Below are 15,242 nucleotides of genomic sequence, written 5' to 3'. Positions count from 1 at the left end.
GGCGCGGCACGCCAGGCTTCAGTCGCTTACCGTCCCGCCTCGCGCAGGCTTTCCGCAAGATGGTTGAGCACGGCGCGCGTTTTCGCGGCCATTTTCTGCCCGAGCGGAATGATCGCGTGGACGGGCGGACCCTCGACAGCCGCGTGCGGCAGCAGATGCACGAGCCGCCCTGCCTTTACGTGCGGCAACGCAACGCGATCGTGTATCTGAGCGATGCCAAAACCTGCGATGGCCGCATCGACGAGCGCCTGGCCGTCGGCGAGCACGAGCGCGGACGTCACCGGCATCTCGCGCTTGACGGTTCCGTCGCGCAAGGTCCAGGGCCGCAGCCGGCCTGTCGGGCCGCGAAATACGATGGCATCGTGCGCGGCGAGATCGGCGATCGTTTCGACCGGCCCTTTGCGCGCGAGATACGCGGGCGCTGCATAAAGACCGAGCTTCAGATCGCACAGCTTGCGCACCGTCATCTCGCTGTCGACAGGCAGTTCGCCGATGCGCACGACGATATCCCACCCTTCGCCGACCGGGTCCGACATACGGTCGGTCAAGGCGAGTTCGAGCGTGACTTTCGGATGCTTGCGGCGCAGCGCTTCGAACGTAGGCAGGAGCAGCCGGCCGAATCCGGCCGGCAGATCGAGCCGCACACGGCCGACCGGCTCCGACTGCCGCGCCGCGAGCTGATGCTCGGCTTCGCGCAAACCATCGAGCGCGGCTTGCGCGGCGAACAGATAGGTTTCGCCGTCTTCGGTCAGGCGCACGGCACGCGTCGTGCGCTGGAAGAGCCGCGTGCCCAGGTGCGTTTCGAGCCGCTGCACGGCCTTGCCGACATTCGATTTGCTCGTGCCGAGGTCTGCGCCGGCACGCGTGAAGCTGCCGGTCTGCGCAACCGCGATAAAGCACGCGATATCGGAAATCGAGGTTTCGCCGCGCTCGGCCATGTGACTAGCTGCCTCGTTTGGGGGTGGGGGATCATCTTCAATGACGCCATTCGACGCACGCGTTGCCTTCGCTCACGCAAGCGCGGAATCGGCGATTTTCGTTTTGCTTCGTGCTTTATTTTTATCTTCAGTGCGCGGCTCGTCGTGGTCTTCGTCGTGCGGTGCGGTACGGCTCAGGAACGCGAAGGCCGCAAACGCCGACAGCAAGGTAATCACGATCAGCACATGCAGCAAACTCGTAAATGCATGCGTGTAGCTCAGTGCAAGCGCGTGCCGCGGCATGTCCGGCAGCACCGCGGCCGCATGCATCGTGTCGCCTGCCGTCATACGCTGCGCGGCTTCGGAGATGCGCGCCGTGAGGCCGGCATCCGGCATGTGCTCGTCAGGCAGGCTCTGCGAAAGACTCGAATAAGATAACGCAGCAAGAATCGCCGTCACGATTGCGAGCGCGATACCTTCCCCGGCAACACGCGTCGTACTGAAGATGCCCGACGCCATCCCCGCGCGCTCCTTCGGCACGACACTCACCGATAGCCCATCCATCAGACCCCACGGCATGCCCGCCCCGACGCCAATGACGATCATCGGCATCACGATCGAGGCTTTCGCTGCACTCATATCGACGAGGCTCATCCAGTAAAGCCCGGCTGCCGCAATCAAAAAGCCGATGCCCGACAGCACGCCCGCCGATATCCAGCGCGTGAACAGCGCGGCCAGCATCGGCACGACGAGCATCGGCGCGGATAGCGCGATCATCAGGACGCCCGCGTCCATCTCGCTCAAACCTTCGGCGCCGATAAAGCGCAACGGCAACATCACGACAAGCACGATATAGCAGTAGCAGGTGCCGATCGGCAGCATCTGCACGCCGACAAAACGCGGATAGCGGAACAGGCTCAGTTCGAGCATCGGCCGCTCGGCCCGGCTTTCGACCGCGATAAACACGACGAGCAACAATGCCGATGCGCACAGCAGCCCGATCACGAGCGGACTGCCCCAGCCGCTCTCGGGCGCCTGAATCACGCCGAACGTAAACAATGCAAGCGTGCCGGTGAAGGCAAACGCGCCGGCATAGTCGAGTCCCGTCGCGCCGGGGTCGCGCGTCTCGCGCATCTTCGGCACGCCGAATGCGAATGCGAGCGCGCCAATCACCGCGATCACGATAAAAATGGAACGCCAGCCGAAGTGCGTAATCAATGCCCCGGCCATCAAAGGGCCGAATGCGAGACCGATGCTGAAACTCGTGCCGAGCATGCTGAATGCGCGCGTGCGGGCGTGTCCGTCGAACTCCTGAGCAAGCGACGCGGAACCGCTCGACAGCGACGCGGCCGCGGCAATGCCCTGCAACGCACGAAGAATATCGAGTGCGATGACCGAGGGGGCGAAGCTCATTGCCAACGACGTCGCCACAAAGCCGCCGAGCCCGACAACGAACAGACGCTTGCGGCCGAACTGATCGGCCAGCGCGCCGGCGGCCATCAGCAGGCTGCCAAAGCTGAGCATGAATGCATTGGTGACCCACGTCAGCGCGGTCGCATTGCCGCCAAGGTCGCGGCCGATTGCGGGCGTGGCGACCGCGCCGCCCGAGAAAGCGAGCGGCAGCACAAGAGCCGCCAGGCAGATGGCAAGCAGGATCAGCAGCTTGCCACGTTCGGAAGAGTGGGACGTTTGGGTTTTCATCGAGGACTTTTCCACGGGAAGGCGGCAGCGATGGGCTGCCGTTGCGCGTTCACGCAACGGCGAGTCTGTCCGGCTGCAAGGCGCACCATTTTGCGAGCGCGCGAGCATCCGATAAACCGCCTGGTCGTGGTCAGTCCGTCTCCCGTGAAGCGACAATCGGGCGCGCTTTCGATGTTGCGTGCTTACGCGAACCGGCAGGCGCCGCCGCTGCGATTGTTCCGTGGCCGCCCTTCAAGAACTCCGCGATCTGATTGAGCACGACGCGCGTCCTCAACGGCATCTTCTGTCCAGCCGGGATCATCGCGTGCACGGGCAGGCCCGCGACATCGGCTTCGGGCAGCACATGTTGCAGGCGTCCCGAGTCGACGAGCGGCTGCACGATACGGTCGATCAGTTGCGAAATGCCAAGGCCGTTGACCAGCGCATCATTGAGCGCCTGGCCGTCTTCGACGACCATCGTGGGCGATGGAGAAATCGACCGCACTGTACCGCCGTCGTTGAGCGCCCATGGACGCAGCCGGCCGGACGGCCCGCGAAAGATCACCGCATGGTGCTGCGCAAGATCCGCAATCGAGCGAATCTCGCCGCGCGCTGCCAGATACGACGGCGACGCATAGAGCCCGAAGCGCGTATCGCAGAGCTTGCGCACGGTCATATCGCCGTCTTTCGGCAATTCGCCGATACGGATCACGAGATCCCAACCATCGGCGACCGGATCCGACATCTTGTCGCTGAAGCCGAGTTCGAACGTGAGCCTCGGGTGCTGCTGCCGCAACGCGAGAATCGCCGGAAACAGCAGCCGGCCGAACGACGAAGGCAAATCGAGCCGCACGCGGCCCACCACTTCATCGCGGCGCGCGGCGAGTTCCTGCTCCGCTTCGCGCAGCCCGCCTAACGCGGATTGCACCGCGAGCAGATACGTTTCACCGTCTTCGGTCAGGCGCACCGCGCGCGTCGTACGCTGGAACAGGCGCGTCCCCAGGCGCGCCTCGAGCCGCTGCACGAGCTTGCCGACATGCGATTTGCTGGTGCCGAGCGACTCGGCCGCTTTCGTGAAGCTGCCCTCCACCGCGACCGCCTCGAATGCGGATATCTCGGATATCGAAGCGTCCGCGCGCTCGACCATATCAACTCTCCCGATAAAGACACTGCGCCAATCGCCATGCGTCGACTGTGATTGTCGCCGGCGCGGCGACGCTCTAGCCACCGCTACGGCGTTTATCCGCGTGAGTGCGGCCGGTACAGTCTGTTCCATCGCACACGCCATGCGACCCAGCCAACCCGGACACCGAAAGGATACTCAAATGAAACTCTACATCGCCCAAGCCACCTGTTCGCTCGCCGTGCAAGCCGTCTTCAACGAACTGGGCCTCGAACCCGAGCTGATTCACTACGACGTATTCGGCAAGAGCACGACGGGCAACGACAACTTCGTCGACGTGAACGAGCTTGGTTATGTGCCAGTGCTCGTACTCGACAAAGGGCATGGCGGTGCGCACGCCGATGAGAAGCTGACCGAAACGATCGTGATCTCGTCGTACCTGGCAGACCAGCATCCGGAGTCGGGCCTGATTCCGGCACACGGCACGATCGAACGCGTGCGGATGGACCAGTTGCTGACCTTCGTCGCGACCGAGATTGCACAGAAGCATATCCCGCTTATGCGCAAGCTGCTGACCGAAGAAGGCACCGCATGGACGCGTGCAAAGCTCGTCAATGCATACGCAAGACTCGATGCGCAGCTTGCGGACGGCCGCGCGTATCTGACCGGCGACCGGTTCACCGTCGCCGACGCATATGTGTGGGCCACGATGTGGCACGAGCGCTCCGGCGCGCAGATCGGTCATCTGAAACACCTGATGGCCTATATCGCGCGCATCGAAGCGCGCGCTTCGGTGAAACAGGCGCTGAAAGACGAAGCCGAACTGGTCGCACGGCATAAGCAGCTTCTGGCTGCGTAAGCGCGAGACGATAAGCAGAGGTTGCGTTCGTTCCTGCGCACTGCGCTGCACTTCGCCTATCATCGGTGACAAAAGTGCGCTCAGGAGGCAACCTTGCCGCAATCGAAAATCCAGGCCGTCTACATGCGCGGCGGCACGAGCAAAGGCGTTTTCTTCCGTCCCGACTGGCTCCCCGCCGATCCCCCTCAACGCGACCGCATCCTGCTGCGCGTGATCGGCAGCCCCGACCCTTACGGCCAGCACATCGACGGCATGGGCGGCGCCACCTCGAGCACGAGCAAGGTGGTCATAGTCGGTCCGTCGTCGCGTGCGGACTGCGATGTCGACTACCGCTTCGGGCAAGTGGCCATCGACAGGCCGATCGTCGACTGGTCCGGCAATTGCGGCAATCTCACGTCGGCAGTCGGCCCGTTCGCGATTGCGCAGGGGCTCGTCGACGCACCGCGCGACGGCATCGCGATCGTGCGCATCTGGCAGGCCAACATCCACGCAAAAATCATCGCGCATGTCCCGATGCGCAACGGTGAAGTCGTCGAAGAAGGCGATTTCGAGCTCGACGGCGTGACGTTTCCCGCAGCCGAAATCAGGATCGAATTCCTCGACCCGGCCGGCGACGCGGACCCGGAAACCCCGGACACCGGCATGTTCCCCACCGGCCACGCGCTCGACACGCTCGACGTGCCCGGCATCGGCGCGCTCGACATGACGATGATCAACGCCGGCAACCCCGCGATCTTTATCGATGCGGCAGCGCTAGGCCTGACCGGCACCGAACTGCAACGCGACGTAAACGGCAACGCGGCGCTGCTGGAAAAAGCCGAAACGATTCGCGCGCACGCCGCGGTGCGCATGGGCCTCGCACGCACCACCGATGAAGCAACGACGCAACGGCCGCATACGCCGAAGCTCGCTTTTGTCGCGCCGCCCGCGAGTTACATCGCGTCGAGCGGCAAACGCGTCGACGCCGCGACGCTCGACCTCAACGCGCGCATTTTCTCGATGGGCAAGCTGCATCACGCGATGACCGGCACCGGCGCCATCGCGATCGCCGTCGCCGCTGCGATTCCTGGCACGATCGTCAATCGTCTTGCGCCGGATGCACGCGGCAGCGTGCGCTTCGGTCACGCGTCGGGCAGCCTCGCCGTAGGCGCCGAGGCTGCACAGAACGACGGCAACTGGACCGTGACGAAAGTGGTGATGAGCCGCAGCGCGCGGCGGCTGATGGAAGGCTTCGTGCTCATACCCGAAGCCGCGCTTTGACAAGGCGGCGCCCGCTTTAACTAACGGCGGCGCCTGAAGGCGATCGTCACCGCGCTTTGCTGCGGTCCGCAGCACGGCGTATTCGGCGACGTCGGGTCGGTATCGGTATCCGTTGGAGTATCGCTTGTGATCGCATCGGGCTGGTCGGCGTCGTGCCGCGATTTTACGTACGACGGCGCCGCCTCGAGCGTGCGAAACGTTTCCCAGGCGACGCCTTGCGGGTCGACCGTCCACGATTTGTCGGAGACCGCATAGCAGCATTGCGACGCCGTCTCTTCTTCAGCGGCAATTTCCGCCAGCGCAAAACGGTTACGCATTTCGGTCAGCTCTTCTTCGGTTTCGACCTGAATGCCGAAATGATCGATGCCCGAGCGCGCAAGACGCTGCGAAATCGCAAAGTTCACCGCGGGATCGGACAACTCCCACTTGCAATAGTCCTGCTTGCGTACAGTCGGCTCGATGCCGCCGAACATCGCGCTGTAAAAGCGGATGCTCTCTGTCAGATTTTCGACTGAAACGTGAATGTGCATACGCTTCATATTACCGCTCCACACCAGTTCAAGGCTTCGTCGCGGATGCCAGTACGCAAGGCAATGGCACGCGAATCTCATCGCCGTTTCGATACGGCGCGCAGTCTTCCAAAACAGACTTTTCGATCGATGCGCGCGCTTCAGGCGTTTGCAACTTGAGCAGCGCGCCCATCCGCACGCCGCCGTGCAACATCATGTGAAACGCAGTCTCAGGCGCGCGCGTGTGCAGTGTCTGACTCACTTCGACCACGCGAGGTTCGACAAAACCGGTTGCCCGCAACGTGCGTTCGCATTCGCTCCAGTCGCTAAAACGCGCGAACGGCGGCCCCGGCGGCAGCGGAACGTCGAGACGTCCGTACGCCTCGACAGCCTTTAACACGAAGCCGAAGCCGACCGCACGATCCGGCGTCGACCAGACGGTAAACGCGATTCTGCCGCCGCTTTTCAACACGCGAAACGCTTCCGCGAGCGCCTTGTCCGGATCGACGAAATGCAACAGACCGAAGCTGATGCCGACCGCGTCGAAGCTCGCGTCGTCGAACGGCAATGCATCTGCGCTGCCGCGCTGAAATTCGACATCGGGATACGCGCGCGTGGCTTCATCGACCATCGCCTGCGCGAAATCGACGCCGACCGCGCGCGCGCCGCGACGTGCGGCCGCCGCCGCGACATAGCCGGGCCCCGTCGCGACATCGAGCAAGCGCGTGCCCGCGCGAACCTCGAGCGCATCGAGCAAGGCGCCGTTCGATTGCTTCGTCACTTCACCGAAACGCGGCTGATAGGCCTCGGCGAGTCGCTCCCAGCCGTCGCGTTCGAATGCGGTGAAAGCGTCCTGTTCCATGCGGTGTGTCCTGTTTAACGGTTACAAGTGACGTTACAAGCCGACGTTACGAGCCAACGTTCAAGCGACGTACACGCGACGTACACGCGCGGCCACGAGCCGGTTAAAAAGCGCAGCTACACGCCGCGCACCAGCCGTATCGCGCAACACGCCTGCTTGCATACGCTGCTAACCATGATATGTGATCGTAAGGGGACGCGCGATAGGCGTCCACCCCACATCGAAGCGTGGGGTTTCAGGACTAGTAACATTGGGAAAAATCGATCCGCGCCTCGGACGCGAAGACGGATCAGCTTCGGCGAACATGCACGGCAATCGCGTGCTTCACCTGACGGTGTGTCTGTTCCTTTTACCGGCGAAGGGCCGGTGAGGCATGAAAGCGGTACGTCCTGGCATTTCGTGGCCTCAAGCTTGCACCGTATGCATGGAAACCCTTCAAACGTGCTGCACGGTGAACTCGTTTAGCACCTGACACAACGATTCGACGGCCTCTTCGGTGACCGCGTTATAAAGCGATGCGCGTAAGCCGCCTACGGAACGATGACCCTCGAGCCCGACGATGCCCTGATCCCGCGCTGCGGCAATAAAGGCCTGATCGAGCCGCTTGTCACCGAACGTGAACGAGACGTTCATCTGCGAACGCCAGCGCGGCTCGGCATGAATCGTGACCGCATCGCCGAGCGCGTCGAGCGTCGCGTACAGGCGCTTCGACTTCTCTTCGTTGATACGCTGCATGGCCTGCAAGCCGCCGATGTCGAACCGCAGCCACCGTGTCACCAGCATCAGTACGTAGATCGCGAATACCGGCGGCGTGTTGTAGTTCGAGCTGTGTAGAACGTGAGTGCGGAAATCGAGAATCGCGGGCAGGCCGTCGGGAATGCGGTCGAGCAAGGTGCGCTTGATCACCGCCACCGTGACGCCGGCCGGCCCGAGATTTTTCTGCGCATGCGCGTAAATCATCGAGTATGCGTCGCTGCGAAACGGCTTCGACAGGAAGTCGGACGACATGTCGGCAATCAGCGGCGCCGCGATATCACCGGCTTCGCACGGATCGAACTGCAGGCCCTCGACGGTTTCGTTCGACACGTAGTGCAAATACGCGGCCGACGGCGCGACATCGAGCGCGCGCAAATCGGGCAATTGCCTGTAACCGGTCGGCTTGCCGTCCCACACGATGTTGCGCTTCGTGACCTTCGCGGCTTCGGCGGTCGCTTTCGCGCTCCAGTAGCCGGATGTCACATATTCGGGCGCCGCGGCCGCACGGGCGGCGAAGTTCATCGGGATCGTCGCGAACAGCAGGCTGCTGCCGCCTTGCAAAAACGTAATCGCATAGTCGCTCGAGATGCCGAGCAGTTGCCGCAAATTCATCTCGGCTTCTTCGAGTACCGAACGAAACCATTCGGACCGGTGACTCATGCCAAGCACCGACATGCCGGTATCCGGCAGCGCGACGATCGCATCGCGCGTTTGCGCGAGCACAGTTTCGGGCAGCGCGCCGGGGCCGCCGGAGAAATTCAGAGCGTTAAGTTTCATGTTCGATCCTGCGGATGCGCAGCACGTGCGAACGGATAAGCGGTTGATCGTTGCGCTGCAGCGGACACGATGGCCGACGCAAGACGCGACGATGGACGGTAGCCACGATACCAACGGCGGGGGCATCGCAAATGCGGGAACAAAGGGCCGATTTCCCGCTTGTTCGCCCGAGCCCACGGCACGCGTACGTCATAAGGTGAGGCACGCTGCAAAGGCCTGCCTGCGCGGTTTATTACAACTGGCTTATCAACGCACCTCCACAGCCAGGCCACGAGCGAGGCAACTGGGCAGCCTCGCTGCAATCCGTGTTTCAACTGTATTCCGAAGGATCGACATGGCGCATTCCGCGCAACCCGCCGATAGTGCAGATGTGGCCGAGGGGACCGATGGCCGCACGACCGGACCGTCGGCGCGCAAGGATTCAGGCATCGAGAAAACGATCGCGATACTGCGCGCCGCGCTCGATGACGATCCGCTGAACACCGGCTTGCACGCCGCGCTCGCCGACTCGTTGCGCGATGCCGGCAACGAAACGGGCTACCTCGCGCATCGAATCGCGGTGGAGACATCGAATGCGATTATCGCGTCGGCCACCGCGGCCGGCACGAGCGCCGATGCCATCGCCGAGATGCGTTCGCCCTTGCCGCTCTACAATCTCGCGACCTCGTACTACATGCGAGGCGAGCACGCCGCTGCGCTGCACTGGTTCGAACACACGCTCGCGATCGAACCGGATCTCGCGATCGCGCATCAAAACGTTGCGGCCGTGCTTGATGCGCTCGATCGTCCGGAAGACGCGCAGCGGCACCGCACACGCGCCTACACCTTGCAGCGCGTGTATGTCGAAGCCGCGGATCGCGCGCCGCGCCGCGTGCTGATTCTGTGCGCGGGCCGCGCGTCGGGCAATGTGCCGTTCGATACGTTGCTGCCGGTGCAGACGAGCCACCGCATCAAATACGCCATCGACTGCGCCAATGAAGTGGAAGATTTTCAGTTGCCGCGTTACGACCTCGTGTTCAACGCGATCGGCGAACCGGACGTCGCGCAGCCGCTCGTCAAACGCCTCGAGACGTTCGCGCGCCGCTGCGGACGTCCGCTGCTCAATCGCCCGGCTGCGGTCATGCAGACGCAGCGTCATGTGCTGCCCGCGCTGCTGGCCGATATCGACGATGTGCTGACCGCGCCCTGCATGCGCATCGATCGTCCGCCGGTCTCGCGCGACGAACTCGCTCGCGAGATCGATCTAGGCTGCGTCGGCTTTCCGCTGCTGCTGCGGCCACTTGCGAAGCACGGCGGCGAAGGCGTCTCGCTGCACCGGTCGATCGATACGCTATGGCCCGAGGTTCAGGCGCTCAACGCGCCGTGCTACCTGACGATGTTCCGCGATTACCGCAACGCGGACGGTCACTTCCGCAAGTATCGAAGCATCTTTATCGACCGTAAGCCGTTTCCGTACCATCTCGCGATCGGCCCGCAGTGGATGGTCCACTACTTCTCGGCCGGGATGACATCGGATGCGTGGAAGCTCGAGGAAGAGCACCGCTTTCTTGAAGACCCGCGCGCGGCGCTCGGCGAGCGCGCGACACGCGCGCTCGAGGCGATTGGCGAAAAGCTCGATCTCGATTACGCGGGCATCGATTACACGCTGCTCAACGACGGACGCGTGCTCGTGTTCGAAGCGAATGCGACGATGCTCGTGCATCGCGAGGCAAGCGGCGGCATGCTGGCGCACAAGAACGCGTTCGTCGAGCGGATCGTCGAGGCGTTCGAGCGGATGCAGGCCGCGCGGCTGGCCAGGTAGCCCCGCGTTGGCACGACCAGGGCAGCGGCAACGGTAACGGCAACGGCAATTACAACCCCGATTCCGTCACCGCGTGCGCGCGTTCGCCGCGGCGATTCATCATCAGCGTCAACACCGCGGATAGCGTGACGAATACGGCAACCACATAGAGCCCGGCCGCATAACCGCCCGTCAGGGTCTTGAGCCACCCGATCACGAACGGACCCACGAAGCCGCCGAGATTGCCGATCGAGTTGATCATCGCGATGCCGGCCGCGGCGCCCGCGCCGGACAGGAACGAAGCCGGCATGGCCCACAGCGGCGCCTTCGCCGCACTGATGCCGACGTTCACGATAATTAGCGCAAGCACGACTTCGACAACCGTCTGCGACAAGCCGGCGAAGGCGAGACCGAGCCCCGCGGCGACGCACGGAATGATGACGTGCCACGCACGCTCGCCCTTGCGGTCCGAGTGACGCGCCCACAGCACCATGCCGAGCACCGCGAGCACATTCGGAATCGCGTTCAGCATGCCCGTGCCGAATGCGCTGAAGCCGAACTGCCGGATGATCTGCGGCGCCCACAGGCCAAGCGTATAAAGACCCGCCGAGGTGCCGAAGTAGATCAGTGCCATCACCAGCACGCGCGGGTCGGCAAGCGCGCGCCATGCACCCGCGGTGTGGCCCGCATGACGGCCTCGTTCGCGGTCTTCGTCGCGCAGCGTGCCGACCAGCCACGCGCGCTCATCGGGCGCGAGCCACGGCGCCTTTTCAGGCCTGTCGATCAGTACCTTCAGCACCGCGAAGCCGAGCAGCACGGCCGGCACCGCTTCGATAATGAAGAGCCACTGCCAGTTCGCGAGACCGCCCATCGTCGGCAGTTCCATCAGTGCGCCGGAGAGCGGCGAACCGAGCGCGCTCGAGAGCGGCGCCGCGGCCATAAACGCGGCCGCTGCCACCGCGCGCTGCCGTGCGGGAAACCACTGGCTCAGATACAGAATGATGCCGGGAAAGAAGCCCGCTTCCGCGACGCCGAGCAGAAAGCGCAATACGTAAAACGAGGTCGGTCCGGTGACAAACGCCGACGCCGCTGATACGAGCCCCCAGGTGATCATCACGCGCGCAATCCAGATGCGCGCGCCGACCTTGTTCAGGATCAGGTTCGACGGCACCTCGCACAGGAAGTAGCCGAGAAAGAAGATTCCGCCGCCGAGGCCGAACATCGTCGGCGTAAGGCCGATTGCCTTGTTCATCGAAAGCGCAGCGAACCCGACGTTGACACGATCGAGGAAGCTGACGAAATAAAGCAGCATCACGAACGGCAGGATGCGCCACGTGAGCTTGCGCACGACGCGGGCGGGTAGATCGCGAGCCTCGTACTCGCGCGTTTGCAGATCGGCCATGCCTTGTCTCCGGTTGGCCGCGCCGTGGCCTCTGTGGGCCCGGCGCGATGGTTTTTGTTTCGGGGTGGCAATGCTCCTTCAGATACGTGGACGCCGGCTGCGCGATCGATTGCAGCCGGCGCTTCAGCGAGCGGGCGGATGCCGCGCGGGCGCTGCGCTCGCGCGATGCCCGGTGCTCAGGCTGCGACCGCCGCGCGCGTATGGGCGGCGATGTGTTTGCACACAGCCTCGGTGACCTGCACGGTCGTTGCGTTGCCGCCAAGGTCACCGGTATGCAGCGACGGGTTCGCGGTCACGTGCTCGATCGCGTTCATCACGAGCTTCGCGGCATCCGTTTCGCCGACGTGCTCGAGCATCATCACGACCGACCAGAACGTGCCGACCGGATTCGCGAGGCCTTTGCCCATGATGTCGAACGCCGAACCGTGAATCGGCTCGAACATCGACGGATAGCGGCGCTCGGGATCGAGGTTCGCGGTCGGCGCGATGCCGAGGCTGCCCGCGAGCGCGGCGGCGAGGTCGCTCAGAATGTCCGCGTGCAGATTCGTCGCGACGATCGTGTCGAGCGACGCGGGACGGTTCACCATGCGCGCGGTCGCCGCATCGACGAGTTCCTTGTCCCACTTCACATCGGGAAACTCGCGCGAGACCTGCACGGCGATCTCGTCCCACATCACCATCGCGTGGCGCTGCGCATTGCTCTTCGTGATCACCGTCAGCAGCTTGCGCGGGCGCGATTGCGCAAGACGGAACGCGAAACGCAGCACGCGTTCGACGCCGGCGCGCGTCATCATCGATACGTCCGTTGCAACTTCGATCGGATGACCCTGATGCGCGCGGCCGCCGATGCCCGCGTACTCGCCTTCGGAGTTTTCGCGCACGATCACCCAGTCGAGATCGGCGGGCTTGCAGCGCTTGAGCGGCGCGTCGATGCCGGGCAGGATGCGCGTCGGCCGCACGTTCGCGTACTGGTCGAAGCCCTGACAGATCTTCAGACGCAGGCCCCACAGCGTGATGTGATCGGGAATGTGCGGGTCGCCGGCCGAGCCGAACAGAATCGCGTCCTTGTTGCGTAGCGCGTCGAGTCCGTCGGCCGGCATCATCACGCCGTGCTGGCGGTAATAGTCGCCACCCCAGCCGAAGTTTTCGAACTCGAAGCGAAACTTGTCGCTGCGCGCGGCCAATGCTTCGAGAACCTGCTGGCCGGCGGGCACCACTTCCTTGCCGATGCCGTCGCCGGGAATCGTCGCGATGCGATAGGTCTTCATATTGAGGTGTCTCCTGGGAAAATGTTCGGCGAATGGCGCGCCCGCGTTCGGACGGGCTGCGTGACGAGGGGATGGACCCATGGTAAGAAATCGACGCCTGGCGCCCGCGCTGCTAGACTTAAACCACCTTTAACTGCAGGTTAAGAATAGGCGGCGAAATGGGCGCTTCGGTGCAACCGGAAGACCTCGCGTTTTTCTCCGTGCTCGCGGGGCGCGGCAGCCTGACCGCCACGGCGCGCGAGCTCGGCGTCACCACGGCGGCCGTCAGCAAGCACCTTGCGCAGATGGAAGCGCGCGCCGGCGTCGCGCTCGTCAATCGCACGACGCGCCGCATGAGTCTCACGGCGGAAGGCGAGATTTACCTGACGCACGCGCGGCGCATTCTTGGCGAAATGGATGAGCTTGCGCAGCTGTTAGGCGGCGCGCATGCGGCGCCGAAAGGCTTGTTGCGCGTGAATGCGACGCTCGGCTTCGGGCGCAGCCACGTCGCGCCGGTCATTTCGCGATTCGTACAGCGTTATCCGGAAGTGGATATGCAGTTACAGCTATCGGTGGATCCGCCGCCGATCAGCAGCGACACCTACGACGTCTGCATCCGCTTCGGCGAGCCACCCGATGCGCGCGTCATCGCTCGACGCATCGCGCCGAACCGTCGCCTGCTCTGCGCGGCGCCCGCGTATTTCAGGCGTCACACAATGCCGAAGACGCCGGCCGAGCTCGTGCATCACAACTGCATCGGTATCCGTCAGGGCGACGATGGCTACGGCATCTGGCGTCTGACAAGCGGACGCGGCGCCGCGCAAAAAACCGCGACGGTGCGCGTGCGCGGCAACCTGACGACGAACGACGGCGAGATCGCGGTGAAATGGGCGCTGGAAGGCCACGGCATTCTGATGCGCGCGGAGTGGGATATCGTCGACTATCTGCAGAGCGGCGCGCTCGTGCCGGTGCTGCCCGAGTATCGAACGCCCGATGCCGATATCTTCGCGGTCTATTCGCCGCTGCATCAGATGTCGGCGCGCGTGCGCGTGTTTATCGACTTCCTCACAGCGGAGCTTCGCGCGTAGCGCGTCGCGCGCTCGACGCTCAGGCGCGTCTCATCGGGATCGCAATCACGATTCACAACTGGATGCGACGGATGAACCCGCGATCACAGCTTGGCGCTGAAGGGATATTTCAACAAGGTGGTATCCGAAGCGGCTGGCGAAACGCCGCCCATTAGCGGCACATTCGCTTCATCTGGTCATATTCGGACGTGTCTGGTCACATCGAGACTCACGCTTCGATGCGCCCGCGTGTCACACCGAGCAACGCGGCCATCGCGTCGCGCGCACGCGGCACATCGCGATCGCGAATCGCTTCGAACACCGCCGTGTGTTCGGCAAGCGACGCGTTGAACACATCGGCGCGCTTCGCATTGAGCCGCAACTGCGCTTCGAGCGTGCGCTCGATGAGCGTGCCGAGCGGGATCAGCAATTCGTTGCCGCAGGCGGCCAGCACGTTCAGATGAAACTCGAGGTCGGCGCGGACCCATTGGTCGACATTGCGCGCGGCGACCATCGCCGCGTGCGCGACATCGAGCGCGGCGAATGCCGGCTCGCTGCGCGACGCGGCCGCGAGGCCGGCCGCGTACGGCTCGATCATCTCGCGCATTTCCTGCAGCTTTAGCGCGAAATCCACGGGCGGCGCGACGCGCGAATACCAGTCGAGCACATCGACGTCGAGCAGATTCCACGCATCTTTCTGTCGCACGCGCGTGCCGACGCGCGGCCGCGATTCGATGAGCCCCTTCGAGGTCAGCGTGCGCAGCGCTTCGCGCAGCACGGTGCGGCTGACACCGAACGCCTCCATCAAGTCGGCTTCGCGCGGCAGGATCGATTCGGGCGGATAGTCGCCGCGCAGGATGGCCGTTGCAAGCTGGTGCGTGACGCGGCCGTGCAGATCTCGCTGAATGGTGGTTTCTCCTGTCGATCGGAGTGAGCGCTTTAGCGCTTACTCCGATCCCATGCTGACGCGGGTCCGGCCAGGCACTTCAGCGCCTGGCCGGAC

At 63.9% G+C, this 15,242-nt stretch carries 13 protein-coding genes; 4 read left to right on the top strand and 9 right to left on the bottom strand.

What is annotated here, in order from left to right:
• Nucleotides 1-26: 26 nt before the first annotated feature.
• The 3 genes from ACYPXD_RS00240 to ACYPXD_RS00230 all read right to left on the bottom strand — a co-directional run bounded on the left by ACYPXD_RS00240 (nucleotide 27) and on the right by ACYPXD_RS00230 (nucleotide 3,744).
• Nucleotides 27-938 (bottom strand): LysR family transcriptional regulator, encoded by a 912-nt coding sequence (locus ACYPXD_RS00240; RefSeq protein WP_459706122.1) that lies wholly within the window; start codon nucleotides 936-938, stop codon nucleotides 27-29.
• A gap of 72 nt (nucleotides 939-1,010) precedes the next feature.
• On the bottom strand, nucleotides 1,011-2,618 hold the full coding sequence (locus tag ACYPXD_RS00235; RefSeq protein WP_459706119.1) for an MFS transporter: 1,608 nt from the start codon (nucleotides 2,616-2,618) through the stop codon (nucleotides 1,011-1,013).
• Nucleotides 2,619-2,748: 130 nt separating this feature from the next.
• The gene (locus ACYPXD_RS00230) at nucleotides 2,749-3,744 is read right to left on the bottom strand and encodes a LysR family transcriptional regulator (RefSeq protein ID WP_459706117.1); all 996 of its coding nucleotides are present in this window, start codon (nucleotides 3,742-3,744) and stop codon (nucleotides 2,749-2,751) included.
• A gap of 178 nt (nucleotides 3,745-3,922) precedes the next feature.
• Between ACYPXD_RS00230 and ACYPXD_RS00225 the strand changes: the two genes are divergently transcribed.
• Together ACYPXD_RS00225 and prpF are read left to right on the top strand one after the other, a co-directional pair.
• Nucleotides 3,923-4,579 carry a glutathione S-transferase family protein gene (locus ACYPXD_RS00225; RefSeq protein WP_459706114.1) on the top strand — a complete coding sequence of 219 codons (657 nt, stop codon included), beginning with the start codon at nucleotides 3,923-3,925 and terminating at the stop codon, nucleotides 4,577-4,579.
• A 93-nt stretch (nucleotides 4,580-4,672) separates the two neighbouring features.
• The gene (gene prpF, locus ACYPXD_RS00220; protein WP_459706112.1) at nucleotides 4,673-5,839 is read left to right on the top strand and encodes a 2-methylaconitate cis-trans isomerase PrpF; all 1,167 of its coding nucleotides are present in this window, start codon (nucleotides 4,673-4,675) and stop codon (nucleotides 5,837-5,839) included.
• 20 nt (nucleotides 5,840-5,859) lie between these two features.
• Here the strand turns inward: prpF and ACYPXD_RS00215 are convergent, their stop codons facing one another.
• The 3 genes from ACYPXD_RS00215 to serC form a co-directional block, all read right to left on the bottom strand.
• A complete protein-coding gene (locus ACYPXD_RS00215) occupies nucleotides 5,860-6,378 on the bottom strand; it encodes an ArsI/CadI family heavy metal resistance metalloenzyme (protein ID WP_459706110.1) in 519 nt (172 codons plus the stop codon).
• Nucleotides 6,379-6,397: 19 nt separating this feature from the next.
• Entirely contained in the window at nucleotides 6,398-7,210 is an 813-nt protein-coding gene (locus ACYPXD_RS00210) for a class I SAM-dependent methyltransferase (protein ID WP_459706109.1), read from the bottom strand.
• A 435-nt stretch (nucleotides 7,211-7,645) separates the two neighbouring features.
• Nucleotides 7,646-8,743 carry a 3-phosphoserine/phosphohydroxythreonine transaminase gene (gene serC / locus ACYPXD_RS00205; protein ID WP_459706108.1) on the bottom strand — a complete coding sequence of 366 codons (1,098 nt, stop codon included), beginning with the start codon at nucleotides 8,741-8,743 and terminating at the stop codon, nucleotides 7,646-7,648.
• A gap of 334 nt (nucleotides 8,744-9,077) precedes the next feature.
• On the opposite strand from serC, the gene ACYPXD_RS00200 reads away from it, so the two are divergent.
• Entirely contained in the window at nucleotides 9,078-10,544 is a 1,467-nt protein-coding gene (locus tag ACYPXD_RS00200) for an ATP-grasp domain-containing protein (RefSeq protein WP_459706107.1), read from the top strand.
• Nucleotides 10,545-10,593: 49 nt separating this feature from the next.
• On the opposite strand, the gene ACYPXD_RS00195 is transcribed toward ACYPXD_RS00200, so the two are convergent.
• Together ACYPXD_RS00195 and ACYPXD_RS00190 are read right to left on the bottom strand one after the other, a co-directional pair.
• Nucleotides 10,594-11,925, bottom strand: a complete 1,332-nt coding sequence (locus ACYPXD_RS00195; protein ID WP_459706106.1) for an MFS transporter — start codon at nucleotides 11,923-11,925, stop codon at nucleotides 10,594-10,596.
• A 176-nt stretch (nucleotides 11,926-12,101) separates the two neighbouring features.
• A complete protein-coding gene (locus tag ACYPXD_RS00190; protein WP_459706105.1) occupies nucleotides 12,102-13,193 on the bottom strand; it encodes a tartrate dehydrogenase in 1,092 nt (363 codons plus the stop codon).
• 158 nt (nucleotides 13,194-13,351) lie between these two features.
• On the opposite strand from ACYPXD_RS00190, the gene ACYPXD_RS00185 reads away from it, so the two are divergent.
• Entirely contained in the window at nucleotides 13,352-14,260 is a 909-nt protein-coding gene (locus ACYPXD_RS00185; protein WP_459706104.1) for a LysR family transcriptional regulator, read from the top strand.
• A 208-nt stretch (nucleotides 14,261-14,468) separates the two neighbouring features.
• Here ACYPXD_RS00185 and ACYPXD_RS00180 read toward each other — a convergent pair whose 3' ends face one another.
• On the bottom strand, nucleotides 14,469-15,146 hold the full coding sequence (locus tag ACYPXD_RS00180; protein ID WP_459706410.1) for a FadR/GntR family transcriptional regulator: 678 nt from the start codon (nucleotides 15,144-15,146) through the stop codon (nucleotides 14,469-14,471).
• Nucleotides 15,147-15,242 lie beyond the last annotated feature (96 nt).

The sequence above is a fragment of the Paraburkholderia sp. 2C genome, from assembly GCF_054589215.1.
Note: the sequence above shows the minus strand (reverse complement) of the source record. Positions and strands in the feature narration are given on the sequence as shown.